This window comes from Luteolibacter arcticus (assembly GCF_025950235.1).
GTDB lineage: Bacteria > Verrucomicrobiota > Verrucomicrobiia > Verrucomicrobiales > Akkermansiaceae > Haloferula > Haloferula arctica.
Map to the genome: position 1 here is coordinate 306,762 of NZ_JAPDDT010000005.1, position 21,144 is coordinate 327,905.

12 protein-coding genes are annotated in these 21,144 nt (G+C 63.9%); 6 read left to right on the forward strand and 6 right to left on the reverse strand.

Going from position 1 to position 21,144, the window contains the following annotated elements; genetic code table 11:
- The first annotated feature begins 1 nt into the window (after position 1).
- On the forward strand, positions 2–541 hold the full coding sequence (gene uraD, locus OKA05_RS14370) for a 2-oxo-4-hydroxy-4-carboxy-5-ureidoimidazoline decarboxylase (protein WP_264487855.1): 540 nt from the start codon (positions 2–4) through the stop codon (positions 539–541).
- 76 nt (positions 542–617) lie between these two features.
- Positions 618–788, forward strand: coding sequence for a hypothetical protein (locus tag OKA05_RS14375; RefSeq protein ID WP_264487856.1), 171 nt, complete (start codon positions 618–620; stop codon positions 786–788).
- Positions 789–813: 25 nt separating this feature from the next.
- Here the strand turns inward: OKA05_RS14375 and OKA05_RS14380 are convergent, their stop codons facing one another.
- Positions 814–1,683: a LysR family transcriptional regulator gene (locus tag OKA05_RS14380; protein WP_264487857.1), complete on the reverse strand. Its 870-nt coding sequence runs from the start codon at positions 1,681–1,683 to the stop codon at positions 814–816.
- A 73-nt stretch (positions 1,684–1,756) separates the two neighbouring features.
- On the opposite strand from OKA05_RS14380, the gene OKA05_RS14385 reads away from it, so the two are divergent.
- On the forward strand, positions 1,757–2,161 hold the full coding sequence (locus OKA05_RS14385; RefSeq protein WP_264487858.1) for a thiol-disulfide oxidoreductase DCC family protein: 405 nt from the start codon (positions 1,757–1,759) through the stop codon (positions 2,159–2,161).
- Between the two features lie 199 nt (positions 2,162–2,360).
- On the opposite strand, the gene OKA05_RS14390 is transcribed toward OKA05_RS14385, so the two are convergent.
- Entirely contained in the window at positions 2,361–6,584 is a 4,224-nt protein-coding gene (locus OKA05_RS14390; RefSeq protein WP_264487859.1) for a LamG-like jellyroll fold domain-containing protein, read from the reverse strand.
- 357 nt (positions 6,585–6,941) lie between these two features.
- On the opposite strand from OKA05_RS14390, the gene OKA05_RS14395 reads away from it, so the two are divergent.
- Complete coding sequence (locus OKA05_RS14395; RefSeq protein WP_264487860.1) at positions 6,942–11,465, forward strand: PKD domain-containing protein; 4,524 nt, start codon at positions 6,942–6,944, stop codon at positions 11,463–11,465.
- Between the two features lie 281 nt (positions 11,466–11,746).
- Here the strand turns inward: OKA05_RS14395 and OKA05_RS14400 are convergent, their stop codons facing one another.
- A complete protein-coding gene (locus OKA05_RS14400; protein WP_264487861.1) occupies positions 11,747–13,219 on the reverse strand; it encodes an FAD-binding oxidoreductase in 1,473 nt (490 codons plus the stop codon).
- A 75-nt stretch (positions 13,220–13,294) separates the two neighbouring features.
- Positions 13,295–16,096 carry a Calx-beta domain-containing protein gene (locus OKA05_RS14405; RefSeq protein ID WP_264487862.1) on the reverse strand — a complete coding sequence of 934 codons (2,802 nt, stop codon included), beginning with the start codon at positions 16,094–16,096 and terminating at the stop codon, positions 13,295–13,297.
- Between the two features lie 223 nt (positions 16,097–16,319).
- Between OKA05_RS14405 and OKA05_RS14410 the strand changes: the two genes are divergently transcribed.
- Both OKA05_RS14410 and OKA05_RS14415 read left to right on the forward strand, forming a co-directional pair.
- The gene (locus OKA05_RS14410; protein ID WP_264487863.1) at positions 16,320–17,513 is read left to right on the forward strand and encodes an FAD-dependent oxidoreductase; all 1,194 of its coding nucleotides are present in this window, start codon (positions 16,320–16,322) and stop codon (positions 17,511–17,513) included.
- Positions 17,514–17,554: 41 nt separating this feature from the next.
- Entirely contained in the window at positions 17,555–18,886 is a 1,332-nt protein-coding gene (locus tag OKA05_RS14415) for a S1C family serine protease (protein WP_264487864.1), read from the forward strand.
- Positions 18,887–18,905: 19 nt separating this feature from the next.
- On the opposite strand, the gene OKA05_RS14420 is transcribed toward OKA05_RS14415, so the two are convergent.
- Positions 18,906–20,333: a hypothetical protein gene (locus OKA05_RS14420; RefSeq protein ID WP_264487865.1), complete on the reverse strand. Its 1,428-nt coding sequence runs from the start codon at positions 20,331–20,333 to the stop codon at positions 18,906–18,908.
- A gap of 68 nt (positions 20,334–20,401) precedes the next feature.
- Positions 20,402–21,007: a hypothetical protein gene (locus OKA05_RS14425; RefSeq protein ID WP_264487866.1), complete on the reverse strand. Its 606-nt coding sequence runs from the start codon at positions 21,005–21,007 to the stop codon at positions 20,402–20,404.
- Positions 21,008–21,144 lie beyond the last annotated feature (137 nt).

The following is a 21,144-nucleotide window of genomic DNA, read 5'->3' on the forward strand; positions in this document are numbered from 1 at the left end:
AATGGGTGGGGATCGTGTCGAAGTGAGGACTCTAACGGTCGATGCGTTGAATGCGATGCCAAAGGCAGAGTTCGTGGCCTGTCTCGGCGGGATCTACGAGCACTCGCCGTGGGTCGCCGAGCAGACCGCCGGGGAGCGTCCTTTCGCCGGGAAAAAGCACATCGCGGACCGGATGCGCGCGGCCGTGGAAAACGCCGATGACACTGCGAAGCTCGCACTCATCCGCGCCCATCCGGATCTGGCCGGCAAGCTCGCCCGCGCTGGCACGCTGAGCGCGGAATCGACCCGCGAGCAGGCAGGCCTGGGACTCGACCGGCTTTCCGACGCGGAGTTCGAACGCTTCACCGGGCTGAACACCCGCTACCGCGAGCGCTTCGGCTTCCCCTTCGTCATCTGTGTGCGGCTGACCGATAGGCCGGGCATCGTCGCGGCCTTCGAGCGGCGGCTTGAAAATGACGCCGAAGCGGAAATGGCGGAGGCGCTTCGGCAGATCCACCACATCGCCCGGCTGCGGCTCGATGACTTGGTGACAGATTCGTAGGATACCTACGCGATCGCGTACTTGATCTCATGGGAGGATGTGTTTAGCGTCACTGTCGCTCACCCCTCCCTCCCCCATGAAACACCGTATCTGCCTTGCATGGTTCGGCGACCTTGACGTCCCACAGCGCCAGCAGTCGAAGCCGAAAAAGCAATCCTCCGCGACCCCGGCCCAGTCTTCCCGCCGGACTTCGCAACCGAAGGTCAAGGAAGCCGCCGAGCTGCGCCGCATGTTTGGCCGCGACTGACCGGGCCCGAGCCGGAGGCTGACATTCAGCCCGCCTTGGCTCGCTTCCGCAGTCCTGCGAGCACCAGCTCCGCCAATGGCGAGAGCTTGCCTCGCCATGCCGCGGCGATTGTTAATTCGGGACACTCCGGGATCTGCCACGCGCGGGTTCCCTTGGGAGTCACGATGCCCGGTGCTTTCACGCTGAGGCCCGCGCCGAAACCACCGGCGACGTAGGCGTGGACGAGCTCGAGCGAGTTCACCTCGATCCGCGAGGGCCAATCCAGCTTGGCCTTGGCCAGCGCCCGGGCGAACAAGCGGGTCATCGCCGCGTCCGCCGGCGGGCGGATCAGCGGCAAATCCACCGCCATCCCGTGCATCCCGGATCGGGCAATCTGATAAGCTTCCGGTAGCAGCAGGAGCAGCGGCATCGAAATCAGCACCTCGGTGCGGATGCCCGCGGGTGCCCGGCCTTCCAGCTCACAAACCGCCAGATCGACCTGTTCCGCCTCCAGCAGCGCAAAGGCGGCGCGCTGGTCGGCATCGACCAGGCTGAGCTCCAGATCCGGCCGGGCCTTGCGCACCGAGGCGAGCACATCCGGCAGATGCCGGCGGATGATCGTGGCGGGTGCCGCCAGGCGCAGCCGCCGCGAAGCCTTGCCCGCGATCTTGGCCGCCATGTCCGGCAGTGCGCTGAAGAAAGGCGTGAGGAATTCGTACAGCTCCCGTCCCTCCGGCGTCAGCTTGAAGGGCCGCCGCTGGAATAACCGCACGCCCAGATCGTTTTCCAAAAGCGTGATCTGCCCGCTGATCGCCGGCTGCTGGATGCCATACGGCATGCTGCGCGAGGCCGCGGTGATGCCGCCGTTGAGCGCGACATGATAGAACAGCTCGAGGTGGTGAAGATTGGGCGTCACGCCGTGCATCCAATCCGAAGCGATTGATCCAGCCTAGGATTTCCTCTCGGCCCAACGGTGCTAGCGTCCACCTGTGGACCGGAGCGACCTCATCGTGCTGGCATTCGATGGCGACTGCCTGATGTGCAGCCGCAGCATCCGCTTCCTCGCCGAGCACGACCCACGGCGGCGTTTCCGCTTCGTGAAGCTCCAGAGCCCACTCGGCCAGAGCATGGAGGAAAGGGCCGGCACGGGAGTCCTGAACACGGCCCTGGTAGAAACCGACGGTCAGATCTTCTCCCGCTCGGATGCCGTCCTGCGAGTCATGCACGGACTGGGCGGCCAGTGGCGGATCCTCTCGTGGATCGGTCGCTTCATCATTCCCCGCACCTTCCGGGATCGGGCCTACGATTTCATCGCCGCCCGCCGGCACAAGTGGTTCGGCAAAGGCGACGCCTGCTCCATGCCCTCGGAGGCACTGCGGGAACGCCTGCTGTGACCCTCCTCGAGTACAAGAGTAGGCCGCCAAGGTCCCACCCTTGGCGGCCCGAATCATTTCCTGCCCACACCCATGGACTGCGGAAGCGATTTGTGCTGTTCACCCTTACATGAAAACAACGCAGAGCGCGGTCTTCATGGTCATAGACCCTTCAGGTTTTCAGACGTTCAAAGTTTCTGAGAAGTTTTTCAAAATCCCCTCACGGAGCTTGGAACACCGCGCGGAAGAACTGGGTTCCACCGCTGCGGGGGGCTTGGAACTCAAAGTCGTCGGCATCCGCCGCCACGGGGATGGGCGTGCTGGCCCAAGGAGCTAGTAGGCCTTCCGAGGTCTCCAGGGAAAATGTCCCGCCGGTGATCACGCGGTTCAGCTTCAGCGTGACCGTGGCTTCATCCATGGTGACGAGCATCATCTCCAGCCGGGACATCGGGTCCACGGGATCGAAGCCGAGCAGCATTTCCTCCCGGTTCGCCACGCCGTCATCATCGGGATCGGCAGCCGGGAGAGCATCGTCGCCGGTCAGCCCGTGGCCCGCGGCCCAAGCCGGATAGGGGTCGATGCTGAAGGTCACGCGGATGACGGGATTGGCCCCGCTGCCGTAGTCCACCGAAGCCGACATGTGGGGAGCCAGCGGGCCTTCGAAAACGAATGCCGGTTGGCTGGGCAGCACGCCCTGATAGGCGACGACCGGATACGCCACGCCGGTGGCGGGCACCGTCTCCGAAACCACCGTCAGCGTGCCGCCGGTGCATGCGTAGCTTCCGGACAGCGTTAGCGGCGCGACCGTGGCGAGCGGGAGCCGCAGCGTGCCGCCGGTCTGGGTGAGCGAACCGACCGCGACCGCGGTCTCCCCAAAGCTGAGGCTGCCTGCGGAAAGCGTCAGCTTCAGCGAGGCATCGAGCGCACCGGTCAGGCGCAGGACCGCCAGGCCGGTTTTGATAAGCCTGAGCTGCGTCCCCAAGCCGCCGGCAAACGTGGCGTCGGTGGTTTGCTGGACCGTCAGGGCCGAGGAGACGCCGCTGCCGGAAATCGTGCCGGTGCTGCCGGAAAGATTTCCGATGGAGGAGGCGGCATTCCCCAAAGTCACCGCCGGGCTGCCGCCGGAAAGCGTGAGACTGGCGGCCGGATTGACCCACGGCCGGTTAAGCTGGAGCACGGAGGTCGCGCCATTCATCACGACCCCGGCGAGAGAATTGAGGCCACCCGATGCGTCATTGATCAGTCGCGAGCGGGTACCCACCGTGACCGTACCAGTGCCGAGCGCGTTGGCAGCTCCGGCGCGCAAGCCAGCGAAGTCGTCACCGCTGGCCAGATGATCCACTGCCCAATCGCCGGTGAAGGAATTGTTCGCAGAGTTGACCGAGACCTGGCGGATATCCCCCGCGAGCACTACTGCGTTGCTTTCCGAAACGATCGCAATGTGGCCGCTGCCGGACAGCGCTCCGGTGAGGCTCGCGCTGTTCGCGTAGCTGCCACCCGTGATGCGGAGAAAGGAGCTGTCGGCATTCGTGATCGCGGCGGAGACGGTGTGGGTCGAGCTTCCGGTCGAGGCGCTAAAGCGGATCGCCCCGCCCCCTTCCAAGGTCACGGGAGGCAAGTTGTAGGAGACATTTTGGTTCTGGCTTGCGTGGAGCCTCGCCAGATTGAGCGTGCCGCCGTTTTGGATCCGCAGGCTGCGGGCGAAGAAGGCCTGGCTATTTATACCGGTGTTGTTCGACGTCACGAGGTGCGCCACGGCGTAGTCATCTCCCGTCCCCTGGGTGCCAGCGACCGGAGCGGCTGCGCCGCTCGTCCAGGTCGTATCAGCATTCCACGGTCCATTCGCGATCGAGGTATAGTGGTCGTCGATGACCAGAGTCGCCGAGGCAGGACTGCCGGCGACGAACGACGAGGTCGGCGTGGGCGTCAGCGTGACCGTTTTGACAGGCCCTGGTGGGGCTGCGATGGGCGTCAAAGTGACCGTCCCGCTCAACTCCCCGGCTTGCAGCCAGATGCTGGTCGGCAGCGGTTGATAATCGGTGCCGGTCACCCCGCTCCCCGAAATGCTGAAAGGAACCGTCAAATTGCCAATCGGATGGCTGCGCGTGATGACGAAACTCGCTGCCACTGGACCGGAGCGCGAAGGCACGCCGGAGGTGGTGACCGTTACCTCGGGCAGTGGCGGCTGGAGGGCGGTGAAGCTCACCGGTGCCGAATCAATCGAGTAGCCCCAATCGCCGAAATTCGCCCGCGCCGTCACCGTGCGTGGCCCCGGATTCAGCGCGGCCACGGTGCATTGGTAGGGCTCGCTGGTCGCGTTGCCGACCACGGTGGTGCCGTCGAGGAAATCGACGCTCTTCACCAGATGGCCGCCTTCGGAGACCTCCGCTTCGAGCACCGCATTGAGCGGTTGGATCGATGACCCGGCAATCGGCTCGTGGACGTGCAACTCGGGCGGATGCGTCGCCTGCTGGTAGAGCGACTCGATGTGCGCGGGGGAGAGGGTCTGGTTATAGACGCGCACGTCATCCAGCCAGCCCTTGAAATAACGCGCCGGGTTCCCCGGTTCCCACGCAAGATACATCCAGCTGTTGAAGGCCTCCGAGGTAATCTCCGTGGCGTGGGTGGCGCTCTGTAGGCCCGCCGCCGTCCGCAGGTGCAGCGTCACTCCCGTCGGCGAGACCGCCATCGCCGCGAGGCACCATTCGCCATCCGGCACCGTCAGCGCCGGCGAGGGCGCAAAGGTGTAGCCCGCATCGTTCCAATGGTAGCGCAGCTCATGGCCCTCTCCGAAGCCAAAGCCCGCCGCCGACGAGCCGCCGCGGGTGAACACGAAGGGAGCCCACGGGTTCTGCGCGCCATTGCGCTTCACCCATGTGGTCATGGTCAGCGTGGCGGTGTTGTAGTTGGGCGCCGGGAATGAGCTCTCGCCGCCACCGCCATTGAAATACGCACCGCGGCCGGTCACCGCATTCGCTCCGGGCTCACCGGGCACCACGCCACTGAACTGGCGGAAGCCATTGTGCGAGGATCGCCGCGCGTTGATCACCCCAAAGCCGTCGTAGATGCCTTCGTCGAGATTCCAATGGTCCACGGGGAACAGCGACTCCCCGACCGGACCGACCGCCACGTAACCGGTGCCGGTACGCCCGGTGACATCCTGGATGCGGTAGGAGAAGCTGTCCGTCCCGGTGGTGAAGCCGGTCGCCGGGGTATAGACGATTTCATCGCGCCCGCCGGGACCGGTGCCCACCGAGCGCACCAGCGTGCCCCCCTCGACCGACAGTGAAGGGAAAGAGAGCAGCGTGAGGGCGTCGCCATTCGAGTCGGAGTCATTCGCCAGCACGTCGATCGCCACGTTGCTGCCGCTCAGGAAAACCGCGCGGTCCATGTTTGCCCGCGGTGGCAGGGGAAAGGCGTAGGGGCCGAGGGCGTCCAGGATGCCGGTCCGGCCGTTACGGTGGGAGATGATCTTCGCAAGCTCCGAGGAGGAGAAGCGCGACAAGGAATTGTCCGACATGATCGTCGGCCCCTCCGGCTTGCCGCCGCCCTCGTAGTGGCTGGAGCCCCAATTGTGACCGGCTTCATGACGCCAGATCACCGAGAAGTCGCCATTCACGTCGGTGCCGTTCGCCGAGTAGCGGCTGGCCGTGCCAATCACCCCGACATAAGCCAAGCCACCCCCCGCCCCCGGCCGGGCCACCAGCGCAAGGTCGTGCGTCGTGCCGACAGGCACCACTGAAGTCCACTGTGTCCGCAGTTCCGGCAGCAGTCCGCTGGTGCTTGCCCCGTGCACCACGTACGGGTCGGTGGCCGACGAAGAACGGACGATCACCTTGCCGATCCGGTGCAGCAGCGCGGCATCCCGGAGATAGGAGAGGTTGGACGCCATCACCGAAAATTCCGCCATCTCCACGGCGGCATCCACGTCCGAACCCGTCGTCACGTACTGCTGGTTCGTCGCATCGATCCCGACTTCCGCTTCGCGCACGATCGAGCCCGCGCCGCCGGCACCGGTCACGGTGGTCGGCCACACCGGCTGCCAATTCGTGCTCCCGCGGATCGACGCGGTGCTGCCGGTGCTGCTCCATTCGACGCCGCTCTCAAAGCTGATCCGGCACAGCAACGTGCCGTCCGGCTTCAGCAGGCCCGCGGCAATCGCGCCCGGCTGATTGGCGATCGTCCCGAAGTAGATCCGCGACTCGCGCGGGGTGTAGGCGTTGAACGCGCCCGCATCGTCCTGCACCAGCACCCCGAAATTCGTGCTCCGGATCGGATGGGCGACAAAATCCACCGTCACCGATTCGCTCGCCGTGGCGACGGCGCGGCGGAACGATGCCGGGGGCGCTTGCCCGAAGCCACAGGACAGGGAGGCGGCGGCGAAGAGACCCGACAACCGCACGATGCGTGGGATGAAGGCGCGAATACGGGGAGGATTTTCCATCACTTGAGGGATCCTTAGGCGTCGAACTATGCCACGATAAGGCGAAATTCTTCAAAAAATCCGGCGAACCGTGCTCATCCGTGACCCCGCAACGGTACAAGAGTAGGCCGCCAAGGTCCCACCCTTGGCGGCCCGAATCATTTCCTGCCCACACCCGTAGGCTGCAGAAGCGATTTTGTGCTGTTCACCCTTACATGAAAACAACGCGGAGCGCGGTCTTCATGGTCATAGACCCTTCAGGTTCTCTGACGTTCAAAGTTCCTGAGAAATTTTTGAAACTTCCCGCAAGGCCCGGTCGAACACCACCGTTTTAAATAAAGTCGACGTTCCTTAACCTTTGTGATTGAAGCTGCGGCCATGCGACGCCTCCTTTCGCTGGTTCTCCCGTTGGTTCTGTTGGTTGGAATTGCCCTCTGGTGGCTCGGCCGGGATACCCCGGCTCCTCCATCCGGGAGGGCGGTCGAAGCGACGAAGACCCTGCCTCCCGTCGCCGACCCGGCGCTGGAGCAATGGCTGAACGATCACCGCGAGGTCCGTGAAATCCCCACGACGGATCTGCAGCAGGCCGTGACGCTGGCGACGGAGCGCAAGGCCCGAATGCTCCAGTGGATCGCAGCCGACCCCGCGCAGGCCTTGGCACAGGCAGTGACGCCGACCCAGTACGAGGCGCTGCCAGAGCCCCTCAAGCCGTGGTTCGAGCGACCGTTCGTGGCGCTCGCCACGCTGCGCGTGCTGCCGGTGTGCGCGGATGGGGCTCCTGCCGAGCCGATGCGGATTCTGGAAATGGAGGGCCGGAGTTGGGATGCCTCGGTCTTTGGCTGGCGGAAGCGCCAGTTGACCAAGGAGGGCACCCCGCTCGCCGGCATCACGCTGGATGGGGTGGCGGCGATTGCGGAGCACGCCTTCGCGCCGGTCGCTGCGGACGAAGTCGCGGCCCACGCCGCGCTGCCGCTTGGCAATCAGGATCCGACCCGCGATTTTTCCACCGGCGAAGTGCTGGGCGACCGTCCGGTCACCGCCTTGGCGGCCGGCAAGCGTTTCCTTTTTGCCGATTCATCCTCCCTCGATGAGGCGAACCAGAAGATGGCGCAGCTGGATGAATCCGTGTCGCCGACCCACGGTTCGAACGTGGTGTTCGCCCTGCCATCGCCCGCCGAAGGCGGCGGGGTCGATTGGGAAGGCGCACAGGGCGAGGTCGAGCTTCAGGCGAGCGCTTGGTCGGAGACCCCCAAGTCCGTCTTCTGTATCCGCGTTGATTTCTCGGACGTGCCGGGCGAGGTCGTGAGCCAGGCCGCCTTGGCCACCGTCATGAATACGGCCGTGGCGGATTCCCTGGAGGAAATGTCCTACGGCAAGACCACCGTCACTGCGACGGTCAGCGCGAGCACGGTCCGCATGCCGCAAACGGCGACATTCTACGCGCCTTCCAAGAACAGCGAACTCCACACTGACGCCAAGAATGCCTACCTCGCCGTGGCCGGAGCCAGCGCGCTCAACGGCTATGACATCGTGGTCGTCCATTTCCCGAGCATCGGCATGCAGGGCAACGGCTTGACCTACGCCGGCCTGGCGGGCGGCGGCAACCAATGGCTGCAGGGAAACCATGACTCGGGCGTGATCATCCACGAGTTCGGCCACAACTATGGCCTCGGCCATGCGAGCTTCTGGGCCACCACCGATGGCAGCGTGGCGGGTACCGGCAACACCGTCGAGTATGGCGACCAGACCGACATCATGGGTGGCGGCCCGGATCCGGAAGGCCATTTCCACATCCAGGGAAAACAACGGCTCGGCTGGTTCTCCGCCGCGAATTGGCAGGATGCGACCGCGACCGGCTCCGGCACCCGCCGCATCTACCGCTTCGATTCCGATGCCACCACCGGTGAGCTGCGGGGCGTCCGCATCACCAAGGCCGCCGCACCGGCCCAGTACTACTGGGTCGGCTACCGTCCGGGGATCTCCACCCAGCCGGCCTTCCAGCAGGGTGCCTATGTAATCTGGCAACGGCCGGACGAAACGCGTTCGTGGCTGCTCGATACCACCCCGGGAACGCCGGATGGCAAGAACGACGCCGCCGTCGGGCTCGGGCGCACCTTTTCGGATACCACCGCCAACGTCCACGTCACGCCGCTCGCCATCGGCGGGGCGGGGGCCGACCAGTGGCTCGATGTCAATGTGCAGATCGGACCATTCCCCGGGAATACCCCACCGACCGCCACGCTGACCGGCTCCGGTAGCGTCGAGGCTCGCTCGGACGTGACCTTCTCTGCCACGGCTTCCGATGGCAATGGCGACACGCTGGCCTACCACTGGGATTTCGGCGACGGCAGCGCCTCCACAAACACCTCCGCGGTCAACCACCGCTGGCTCGTTGGTGGCAGCTACACCGTGACCCTCACCGTGAGCGACATGAAGGGCGGCACGGTCGTCAAGACGCAGGCCGTCACCGTCAGCGATCCGCTCATGACGTGGACCGCGGGCACCGTCTCCGCCGGTCGCACCGTGAATCGCAACGCCTATCTCAACGGCCGCTTCATCGCCACCGGCAATCAATATGCCTATGGATCCTTCGATGGCCTCACGTGGAAGGAACAGTACATGGCCCTGAATTTCAGGAGCGGTGGCATCGCCTACGGCAATGGCCGCTACGTAATCGCCGGCAGTGACTACATCAGCGGCCAGTGGCGTGCCGTCGCCTTCCACTCGACCGATGGCGTTCAATGGACGCAGGCAACGCTGGCCTCGCTGCCGGAACTGCGCGATGTCGCGTGGAGCGGTAGTGCCTTCGTGGCCGTGGGCGTCGACGGCACCATCCTGCGTTCCACCGATGGAGGACAAACCTGGAGCACCATCACGGCTCCCGGCATCCAGACGCTCCAAAGCATCGCCTACGGTGGCGGGGTCTTCGTCGCCGTGGGAGGCACGAAGGTCTACACCTCCCCCGATGGCATCGCCTGGACCGACCGCAGCGCCGGCCACAGCCTGGCCAGTTGGCACAGCTTCGACAGCGTGGAATACGCCGCCGGGAAATTCATCGCCGGCGGCTGGTACAGCGGCCTGCACGTGTCCCTCAATGGTGGGGTGACGTGGAGCGAGACGCCGATCCGCGGCGATCACGATTATGAAGTCGAGAACATCGCCGCTGGCAACGGGAGCGTAGTCGCGTCGGCCATTGACAAGGCCGATGGGACAACGGCCCTGCTGGTGTCCATTGACGGGCTTTCATGGGAAGAAAGCAGCTACACCGGTTTCCCTTTCACCCCGGCGCTGGCATTCGGAAGCGGTCGCTACTCCACCGTCAATAACACCGGGGGCGGGAGTTCCCGCAGCAACAGCTTCTATCCATCGAATGGTGCTCCCTCCGCCAGCATCACCGCCCCGGCAACTGCGAATGCGCGGGCCAGTGTGACTCTCTCCGCCACCACCAGCGATCCGAATGGCGACCCGCTGATCATCGCCTGGGACTTCAAGAACGGCAAACCGCTGGTCACCGGCCCATCGGTCATTCATGTCTATCCCACCGGCGGCGCCTTCTCCGTGGACCTCATCGCCACCGACACCCGCGGCGGCGTGACCGTCACCACCCATGCGATCACCGTGACCGATCCGCTGGACACCTGGATCACCCGTACCTCCGGCACCGCCACCCGCCTCAATGACATCGCCTACGGCGGCGGGAAGCTGGTCGCGGTGGGCGACAGCAGCACCTACCGGATCTCCACCGACGGCATCAACTGGACGGGCGGCAGCGTCGCGTCGAACGTCTATCTCTACGGGCTCACTCACGATGGCAGCAACTTCATCGGGGTCGGCATGAACTACGACTTCGACGCACCGGTCGGCTGGAAAGGAGCGATCTACACCTCGCCCAATGGCACTACTTGGACCCGCCGCCATCTCGGTGGAGCGACTCTCAGGGACGTCGCCTTTGGAGGCGGCGCTTACATCGCGGTCGGCGACTCCGGCGCGATGTGGCGATCCACCAATGGCATGACGTGGTCGCCTGTTCCTTCCGGGGTCGCGGTGAACGTCAACAGTGTCGCCTACGGCAGTGGTGGCTTCGTTGCCGTCGGCGCTGCCAACAACGGCTCGAACGGGACCGTCCTGACCTCCCCCGATGGAACCACGTGGACGAATACCTCCGCAGCCGCCGGTCTCGACAGTTGGCACGGCTTCTACGAAGTCGACTACTGCAACGACCGCTTCCTCGCCTCCGGTTGGTTCGCGAAAATCCGGCACTCCACCAATGGTGGTGCCAGCTTCGCCACGACCCAAACTGGCACCCGCCAGATCGCCGGCTTCGCCTACGGCAACGGCCTCTATTTCGCGGCCGGCATCGACATGGATAACCTCGAAGCGGACATCAACCTGATCTCCACTGACGGGGTCAACTGGAACCCCCTGACCACCGCGAACGAGGAACTCCGGCAAGCCGCCGTGTTCTTCAACAACACCTTCATTACGGTGGGAGACTTCGGAACGATCCGGCAGTCTGCGGTCTTCACCGCTCCCCCGGCCAGCGGCTACAGTGCCTGGCTGGCGCTCCACTTCGCCGGTTCCCCGCCACTCTCCGGGAGCGACGATGACTTCGACGGCGACGGGGTCGCGAACCTGATCGAGTACGCCACCGGGACCGATCCAAAAGACAGCGGTGCCCGGGTGGCCTTCACCCACACCGTGCAGGGCGGACAGCTGATCCTCACCATCCCCCGCGACCCCGCGGCGACCGATGTAGAGATCACCGGCGAACGCTCCACCTTGCTCAATGGCTGGAGCGATACCGGAGTGACCGTGCTTGAGGACACCGCCCTGCAATTCCGCGCCGCAATCCCGATCGATGGATCCAAGGCCTTCCTGCGGGCGAAGTTCAGCGTGAACTGAGCCTCTGCCGCACGAACTCTTCATTCGGCCGGGAGGGAAGACACTTTCCTCTCGCTGAATGGACCGCCCCAAGCGCCCCGAGGCACCACCACTGTACAAGAGTAGGCCGCCAAGGTCCCACCCCTGGCGGCCCGAATCATTTCCTGCCCACACCCGTAGGCTGCAGAAGCGATTTTGTGCTGTTCACCCTTACATGAAAACAACGCGGAGCGCGGTCTTCATGGTCATAGACCCTTCAGGTTCTCTGACGTTCAAAGTTCCTGAGAAATTTTTACGATGAGTCAGATCTTGGGAAGTCGGATGCTCTGCGGGTGGCGAAAGCGGTCGTCAGGATCGAGCGCCGCCTTCAGCGCCTGAAGCCGTTCATAGGTGCCGGGGAAATAGGCGGCCTGCCAATCGGCGAGCCGCGGATCCGGATAGTTCCGGTAGTGGCGGCGAATCCCCGCAGCTTCCAAGGCGTGGCGGACCGCCGCATGCCCGGCGGCGAGCTTCGCGGGAATGGCGCCCTTTTCCCAATAGGCCTGCAATTCGCCGAGGAAGGGAAAGTCCCGGTGCGGATAGGCCGAGTCGGGACCACGGGCGATCGCGCCGCCCAGCGTGTTCACTTGGAAAATCAGGCCGGGAGCCTCCCTCACCGTCGCGCAGATCCCAGCCGCGGCGGATTTCAGATCCGCGAACCCACGGTAGTAGCCGGCGGAGACATTGTCGAAGGGCAGCGGCCCCGGGCGGCCCTCGTAGCGGCCGATCGCGCTGGCAAGCGGACGGGTCAGCGGGCCTTTCGAGGTGAAGCCCGACTGCAGCAGCGCCTTCGAGGCAGTCACGAACGCCGGGCCATCGGCCGCCCTGGTCGAGGTCAGGAGCACGGTCGCCTGGCTGCCGTTGAGGATCACCGCGGAAAAGCACGGCTCGGGTAGAGTCGCCGCAATCTCGAACCACCGCTCGAGGCATCGGGCTAGGCCACCCGCATTCAGCCCCTTCGCAATGAACTTGCGGCTCGCCAGGATGGGCGGCGCAGGCTGCGTCTCGAAGGTAAACGAGGTCGCGATGCCGAAGTTCCCGTTGCCGCCCCCGCGGCAGGCCCACAGCAGCTCGGGCTCGTCGCGGGAATCGCGGACGTCGCCTTGGCCATCCACCAACCGGACACCGGTCAGATGATCGCAAGTCAGGCCGAATTCGCGGGAAAAGAGTCCATAGCCCCCGCCCAAGGTAAGCCCGGCAAGGCCCACGCCGCCGCACGATCCCGCCGGGAGTAAACGACCGCGCGGCAGCAGCCACGAATAGCAGTCGCGGAGTTTGAGACCCGGTCCGGCGGTGAACCGGTTCGTCTTCTCATCGAACTCGCGGCTGGCCATTCCCGATAGCTCCAACACCAGACCGCCGTCATTGAGACTGAAGCCGTGGAAATCGTGGCCGCCGCTTTTGACCGCGACCGGCAGGCCGGCCTCCTTCGCGTGCCGCACGGCCGCGACCACATCCGCCTCGGTCCGGCAGCACGCGATCCGCGAAGGCTTGAGCAAGATGGTGGAATTGAACGGCTTCCTCGCGTCCTCATAGCCGGCATCACCCGGTTGCAGGTAGCGGAGCGCGGGTTTCACCTGGCCCTGGCTCCATGCCGGGACCATCGCCATCGATAGCCCCAGGAAAGTGCGGCGGGAAACGAGCATCGCGGGCGATGCTTCCACGCTTCTTTCCAAACACAAGCTCGCCCCGCCGCGGATGTCATGCGGCAGGGCGAGCCGGGGAAAGAGCTTCAAGCGATCGCTATTAGGCAGCGCTACCGAGCAAAGAGCCGACGCCTTTGCACTCTTGCACGGCTTTCTCCCACCGGATCAATTCGCAGCATCCTCGATCGTGAGTTCTGCCGTTTCAGCTCCCGGTTTTGCGCCGTGGCTACTCGCCGGAGATAGCGTGACAACAAGCGCCTCATCACCCTCGGTCTTGCGATCGCCTTCCGCCACCACCTTGATGGCGACGCGATCCTCGCCCGCCCTGAAGGTCACCGACTTCTTCAGCTTGGTGAAGTCCTTGCCGTTGGTTGCAGTGCCGTCGAGTGTGAAGGGCACCTTGAGTTTCCCGGAAAGATCGCCCTTCCGGAGGAAGACGAGTTTGGTTCTTTTGCCGGTCGTCGCCGCGGGATCTTCGCTGATCCGCGACTTGGCGAAATACACGCCCACGACGGTTTCATCGTCGGCGATCCTCAGCCTCGCCACTCGATCGGAGCTGGGGCCATAGGTGGTTCCCCAGGCGAGCATGAGATCGAGCGTTTCCTCTCCCTCCGGCAGCGCATCCTCCGTGAGTGTAAGAGTCACCGTCGCCGATACTTCGCCGACAGGAATCTCAGCCTCCCAGAAGCCATCGGCCGCTTGAGTCGCACCGGTGACCTGGAAATCCACTCCGGGAGTCGCGGTGCCCGAAATGGAAAAGCGGACCACCATCGTCTCCGGTCCCGCCGTATGACGCGTCAGCACGACGGTGGCAGCGGACGACTCGCCCTCGCGCAATGCTCCCGAGGCTGAGAGCGAGACCTGTCTTTCGACATCGAGCACATCGAGGGGAAAGATCGAACCGCCGAAGCCCAGGTTGCTGAACACCTCCCAGCCATCGACGGTGTGCAGCGGTGCCAGCCGTTGGGATATCTGGCCGGGCAACAACTCCGTCTTCCACTTCGGAATACCATGCGGCTCGTAGAGGGTGATCCGGTCTTCCTGGGTGACCGTGAACATGGAATTTGCGGAGGCGGGAATGATCTGCCGGATGGTCGTCGCCCCGTAGTAAGGAATGCCTCTACCGGCATAGATCCCTTGCGCGTTCTTCACATAGCGGATGACCTCACCACGGTTCGTCCCCACCCAGAAGCCCGTCGCGACGCGTGAAGGCTCTGGCCAGCCGGCGTGTGCGGCCACGCATGTGAGTGTCGGCAGGTTGGTCGTCTGCTCCAACGTGCGCAAACCCAGGTCATAAACTTGGAAGCCGGATCCCACGCAGCCCAGCATCGCCTCCACACGGCCATCGGCATCGACATCGGAAATCGCGACCGAAATCTGACCGGTCCAATTCTCCGGGAGTTCGGGCGAGCGCCACTGCTCGGTCCTCGAGTCATAATCGAAGACGAAGATCCGGCTGCTCGATGACGAGTCGATCTGCTGTCCGGCGATGACGACTTCCAGGTCGCCATTGGCATCGACATCGACGACCTCGATCCGGCGGCCGTCCGTCGGAGAGAATTCCTTGGGCGCGCTCCACAGCTTCACGAAGCCCTGCGCCGCATCGAAGCGATAGACCTCGGCGAAAAGTCCGCTGAATCCAGCGTTCTCGGCGACGCCGGTCACTGCGACTTCGAAGCGGCCATCACCATCGATGTCGCAGAGGCTCACATCCTTGATCTCCGCACCCGCTTCAGGATCGAGCACCGGCTCCGACACCCCGGTGAGCGTGAGCGTATTCGTATCCAGCATCTGGATCCTTCCGCCTTTCTTCCCCCCGGACTGGGCGGACGCGAACACATACTCGGGAATGCCGTCGCCGGTCACATCGCCCTTGCACACGCCGACGAAAGGTCCACGGAGTAGCGGGCTGACCCATTTTTCGCTCAACGAAGAGATGCCCGCCACCCGCAGCCGGGCACCCCAGGCGTCGGGATTGCGCGTGGTCCGCACCAGTTCCAGTTCGCTGTCGCCATCCAATTGCCCCACCGCATGGGTCAGGCCCATTTCATCCGGATTGTTGTGGATCATCCATTTTTCCGCCAAGCCACTGGCGGAGAGATCGTAAGCTTGCGTTCCCAGAACGTGGGCCGCCAGCAGCTCCGGTTCTGGATCACTGTCCACATTGGCCATGCTGAGGCCGACGATCCCCTGGCCGGTCAGAGCGCTCCACTTCAGTGCCTGCGTGTCGACATCGTAAACTTGGACGTCATCCCAACTGCCGCGAACAATCACCTCATCCATTCCATCGCCATCGATGTCTCCGATCGTGAGCGGATACCATTCGGTCTGCGAGTCCCACTGCACGGTGTGGGTTTCGGCATCCACGACTTTTCCCCCGGTCGTCGCGATCTCAAGTGCGGGATCGGCATCCATCTGCCCGATCGCATACCTGAACCCTCCGGCTCCGTTCACCCGCCACTTCTCCTGACCATTGATGTCATAGACAAAGAGGTCGAAGATCGAGGAGCAGATGAGTTCCGGGCTTCCATCACCGTCGAGGTCACGGGCGATGAAGCCATTCATGCCAGGGCGCGGCCGCAGCGTCGAAACAAGCGCCCGGGTCGTGGCGTCGTAGATCGCAATCGTCCCATCGTTGTGGGCAAGGACGAGTTCGGGCGTCGCGTCCCCCGTCACTTGCACCGGCTGGAAGGCCACCAACTCGGACGTCGAGACCGCATCGGAGACGTGCGCGATCTGATAGTCTCCGGTCGCCGGATCATGCTTCAGGGCAAGCCAGACATTGGCCCCAGCTTCACTGGAGCAGAAGATTTCCGGACCGTTGCCGGTTTCCAGGACGAAGAGCCCCGCATTACCGGCTCGTTGATCGACCACGGAATAATTCCATGTCGAGGCCACGGGCGGATCCTGGGCACTTGCAGAGGTGAGCAAGGAGGAACTGAGTAGTAGAATCGGCAACTTCTTCATGGGTGTAAGGGTGGGTGACAGCAGCATGCCGGGATCCCCCCTCTCAAGCGGCTCCCAGCATGCGATCCGGAAACTGTCCTAACATGTTAACTTTCCAAGGAAAATTCGGCATCCTCCAGATGACTTTTTCTTCACTTCCGCGGATGGAATGCGCTAACGGCAAACTTCATTTCTTTCCAAACACAAGCTTGCCCGGCCGCGGGCACGATGGAGCATCTGCGGCGTGAAGAAATTGCTCCGGGTGGCCGTGGTCGGCTGTGGGTCGGCCGGTCCCGCCGCGGCGACCTTGCTGAAACGGCAGGGGCATGAGGTCGTCCTGTTCGAGCGCGCCGCCGAATGCCGCCCCTTGGGTGCGGGCTTCCTGCTCCAACCCTCCGGCATGGCGGTGCTGCGCGAGCTGGGGATAGCCGAGGAGATCCACCGCCGCGGCGCAAGGGTGGAGCGGCTGCACGTGGTGGACCGCGACGGCAGCGACGTGCTCGACCTTCGCTATGCCGAACTCGGCGACGGCCTCCACGGGCTCGGCCTGCACCGGCCGGTGCTGCTGCACTTTCTGTTAGAAACGATGCGCGACGCCGGCGTGGACGTCCGCTGGGGTTGGGAGATCTCGGATGCCCGGCGTGACGACAGCAAGTGGCTGATAGAGACCGCGGACGGCAAAAAGGAAACCGGCTTCGACCTGCTCGTGGTGGCGGATGGCGCGCGCTCGGCCTTGCGCGGCAAGCTCGGTTTCCAAGGCACCGACCGCGGCTACCCGTGGGGAGCGCATTGGTTCATCGGTGAGAACCGCGGGGCCTTTCCGGAAAGCGAACTCTATCAGATGGTCCACGGCACCCGCCGACTGCTCGGCTTCCTCGCCACCGGCACCGAACTCGATGGCGACCAGCCACTGGTCAGCCTCTTCTGGAGCATCAAGCTCGCCGACGATGCCGCCATCCGCGCCCGGCCGCTCGCGGAGTGGAAACAAACCATCCTCGACCTCTGCCCGCAGGCGGATGCGCTCCTCAGCCAAATCGATGACTGGTCACAAGTCCTCACCGCGCGCTATGGCGACGTCTCGATGAGCCGCTGGCACGGTGACGGCGTGGTCATCCTCGGTGATGCCGGCCACGCGATGAGCCCCCAGCTCGGCCAAGGGGTGAACCTCGCGCTCGCCGATGCCGCGTGTCTTGCCGGCTGCGTCGCGCGCCTTCCCCTGCCAGAAGCCCTCGCCCTCTACAGCCGCGAGCGACGGATGGCGCTAGCCTACTACCGGTTCGCCAGCCGCCAGCTCACCCCCTGGTTCCAATCCGACCTCGAATGGCTCACGCCGCTCCGCGCCGCCTTTTTCGGCGTCACCCGCCACCTCTCCCCGGCGCGGAAATTCATGACCAGGACCATGGCCGGACTGGTGGGAAGTCCCAACTCTGGCTCGTGACTTGACCTGAAGGAGTCGAGGGGAGATAACATTTGTCCTCGATGAAGTCGCTCCTCCCGCGCGCCCTTGCAGCACTGGTCACCTTGTCCGCCGCTTTTGCCCAGGAGGGCCGGAAGTTCGACAAGCTCCTGACCTATGAAGACGTGGTCATCCTCAAGATGGAGCCGGATGGCATCCGCGTCATGCACAAGGGCGGCATCGCCAAGATTGCCTTCGAGCGCCTGCCTCCGGAGCTGGTCGCGGAATTCGGCTTGAATCCCGAGGACGCCGAGCTTCACCGCAAGAACACCACCGTCGCCGAGTCCGAGGCCGCCACCCGCCAGAAGGGGGCGGACTTTCTCAAGTCGCGAGTCACCAAGCTCTCCGGGACCATCCTGCAGGTAAAGGAGGGCGGCATGCTGCTCTCCCCCGCCATCTTCACCACCGGCAAGACCACCGAGATCAAGATCCCCTACACGATCCAGGAAGACGGACCGACCACCCTCCAGCCTCACCGCAAGCCCAAGCTTCGCAAGGGCTACAAGACCGAGACCGTCCCCGAGACCATCACCGTGGAAGCGGCATGGCTCAGTTGCGATACCAAGCCCTACATCGACGGGATGCGCTTCGAGAAAGACGTCTATACGGTCGGCAAGTTCAGCTACGTCGGGACGGACGGTGCCGAGCGGACCGTCCCTTCATTCACCACCAAGTCCTCCGAATTGCTCGCCGCCGCTGGCCACGGTGCCGCGGTCGAGGCCGCGAAAACGCCGACGGGAACTTCCACCGGCACTGGCTTCTTCATCACCGGCGTCGGCCACCTTCTCACCAACAACCACGTGGTCGAGAAGCGCACCAAGATCGAGGTCCAGGTGGGCGGCCGTTTCCTGCCCGCAAAGGTCCTCAAGTTCGATGCCACCAACGACATCGCCCTCCTGAAGGTGGAGGCTCCATCCACCAAGTGGCTGCCGCTGGGTGAAGAAAAAGGCGTCGGCCTCGCCAAGCCGGTATTCACCGTGGGGTTCCCGCAGGTGACGGTGCAGGGCAGTTCGGCGAAGTTCACCGAGGGAAGCGTCAGCTCGCTCTCCGGGGCGAACGACGACCGACGCTACTTCCAGATCAGCGTGCCGATCCAGCCGGGCAACTCGGGCAGTCCCTTGGTCGACGGCACCGGAAAAGTGGTGGGCATCGTCTCCGCCACGCTGAGCAGCGGCGTCTCCGAGCGAGGGCTGGAGATCAACCAGAACGTCAACTACGCGCTCAAAATCAGCTACGCGAAGTCCATGCTCGGCTCGGCCTTCATCGCACCCACGCCCCTGGCGAATCCACCGAAGACCCGCGAGGCGATCGTCCAAGCCGCGGCCGACGCCGTGGTCCTGATCCGGGCTCAGTGAATCGTCAGGAGAATGAGATTCACTCCCGCGGGCCCGATGCCGTCACGATGACCTTCACCTCCTTGCCGTCCGGAGCGGTCCCACTGCCGATGACCTGTGGCTTGCCCTTCGTGAGCGTGGTGTTCGATTCGAGCTTCCCGATCTTCGTGTCACCTGACACGACGTCGAGAACGTAACGGTGATCGAAGGTGACGCCATCGGCCGCTTGCGTGGTCTCGCAATGGAAGAGCAGGTTGTTTCCGTTGCCGTCTCCGGATCGCTTGATCTCGGCCCCTTCACCTGACCGGGATGCGATTCCCCAGCCGCCGGATTCGGGATTGGTTTCAATCCAAATGGGTGGTTCGAGCTCACCGTCGACGAAGGTGCGGAAACTGCTTGCGGCCATCTCCTGGCCCGCCTTGTCCGTAACGATGAAAACCTTTTGGCTCAATGGATCGATACCTGCAAAACACCCTTCCTCACGGAAAACGATTCCCTGTTCCTCCATGAAGAAACGCACATCGGCCAGCGGCGCGCTGACCCATTCCGCAAGTTCCGCAGGAGGCTTGATGTCGGCTCGCCGCTGCAAACAGGATCTGGCCAGCAGATGCGAACTGAGTCCCGCACCAGAAGGATAGATCCCGAGCCATCGGTTCGCATCGAGTTGCTGGTGCATCCTCTTTTCCCGCGATTCAAAGACCGCCCAAGGTTTCACGCCGCCGGAAGTTTCCAGCCAACGGGCTTCCTTCCGCGCGGTGCCATCCGAAAATTCCCGTTCAGCCGAAGCCATGAGTTCCCAGCGCTGGTCTCCCGCGCCGTGGCAGGCGATCCGGTAACGGTGGCCATCGAGAAACGAGATCGCGGTCACCACTTGCCAACGACCGTGATTGCCCGCCGCCGGCCAACTTACCCGGACCGGGCTGTCGATGATGAGATCCGGACTCCCGGACGAAACAGGTTCCACCTCCACGCGGAGCTCTCCCAATTCCAACGAGGCCTTTTCGCCGCTGCGGGAGATGAGCGACAGCGAGCGCGGCTCACCGGGACCCTTCACTTCGACACGGATGCGGATCACGTCTGGAAAATCTTCAAATCCGACGGCCTTCTGCGCGAGGAGCACATCGCACCAGGAACCGCGGGCCACGATCATCCCGGAGCGGGAGTTCCACACGATCCAGTCCCCTTTCCAATCCATTTGCTCTTCCCCGGGCTCGGGAACAGCGAAGGGATCACCTTGGTCTCCGGCGTGGCTCTCAACCTGAATTCTCCAGGACACGCTTCCCGAAAGATCCCATAGTTTGTCACCCGGTTGAAAAAAGGCGGAGTCACCCGGAGGCTTTTCAAGCGGAGGCGCGGCATCAAACTGAGGCGCGATTCTTTCCACCGGCACCTTCCACGCGGCGGTCACGGCGGAGGCCTGGCCGATGCCGACGATGAGAATGGCGAACGCGACAGAAAACCGGAACATGACATGACCGTGCATGAAGCGAGGGCGAGTGACAAGGCGGCAGCGGTCCGCGACGAACCAAGTCCAACTTAAGCGGTCGCCTCTCTTCGCTTCAGAAAAATGCGACCCGCCAGCCAAGCGACGACAAGGATTACCAAAACGATGAGACCGATGCGCTTTACCATGATCGCCCTCCGCGCATTGGTCACCCACGGGCGTTCCGGCTCCTGATCAGGGACCGGTAGCGCTTGGCCCGTGCTCGGCCAGAGGCGCTGGATCGTGGATTCATCGAACCAGCGGATGAACAAGTCACCATCCTCCTCCCGATACAGCACATAGCGACCGGGGCCTTTGAGGGCGATGGTCCGGCCCATGTTTCCTTTCCGGGTCGTCTCCCACATGGGTTTGCGAGTGATCGCCACCACTCGCATCGACAGCTTTTCGTGAATCCGAAGATCGAGCGGAGGAGAGAACAGTTCATAGCGACGAGTGGGGAGGACGAGGCGAAACGTTTGGTCCAACGGGTTCCCCCAGAGCTCTTCGAGTTCATTCCAAGACTCGGGCAGCCGCTTTTTCTCGGTCTCGAAGTGCTTGATGAAGCTCCCGATGTTTCCCAGTGCCGAAGCCTCCGCCGTCCGGGACGTCCATGCTCCGGCGGGAAACACCAGCGCCAGGAGCAGGAACAAAACAAGCAAGAGCGGACGGCGAGTGAGCACTGAATGATATCTTCGACCCAAACCTTCTCCAAAGGCCAGATGAAAGAGGCCGCTTCCGATATCGGAAGCGGCCTCTGAAAACCAGGCGACAAGAGTGTCGTCGCTCCTCAAAGGAG

Excerpts from the sequence above, each read along its gene's own strand:
- uraD (WP_264487855.1), top strand. The coding sequence starts at position 2 with ATGGGTGGGGATCGTGTCGAAGTGAGGACTCTAACGGTCGATGCGTTG.
- OKA05_RS14375 (WP_264487856.1), top strand. The coding sequence starts at position 618 with ATGAAACACCGTATCTGCCTTGCATGGTTCGGCGACCTTGACGTCCCA.
- OKA05_RS14390 (WP_264487859.1), bottom strand. The coding sequence starts at position 6,584 with ATGGAAAATCCTCCCCGTATTCGCGCCTTCATCCCACGCATCGTGCGG.
- OKA05_RS14395 (WP_264487860.1), top strand. The coding sequence starts at position 6,942 with ATGCGACGCCTCCTTTCGCTGGTTCTCCCGTTGGTTCTGTTGGTTGGA.
- OKA05_RS14405 (WP_264487862.1), bottom strand. The coding sequence starts at position 16,096 with ATGAAGAAGTTGCCGATTCTACTACTCAGTTCCTCCTTGCTCACCTCT.
- OKA05_RS14415 (WP_264487864.1), top strand. The coding sequence starts at position 17,555 with ATGAAGTCGCTCCTCCCGCGCGCCCTTGCAGCACTGGTCACCTTGTCC.
- OKA05_RS14420 (WP_264487865.1), bottom strand. The coding sequence starts at position 20,333 with ATGTTCCGGTTTTCTGTCGCGTTCGCCATTCTCATCGTCGGCATCGGC.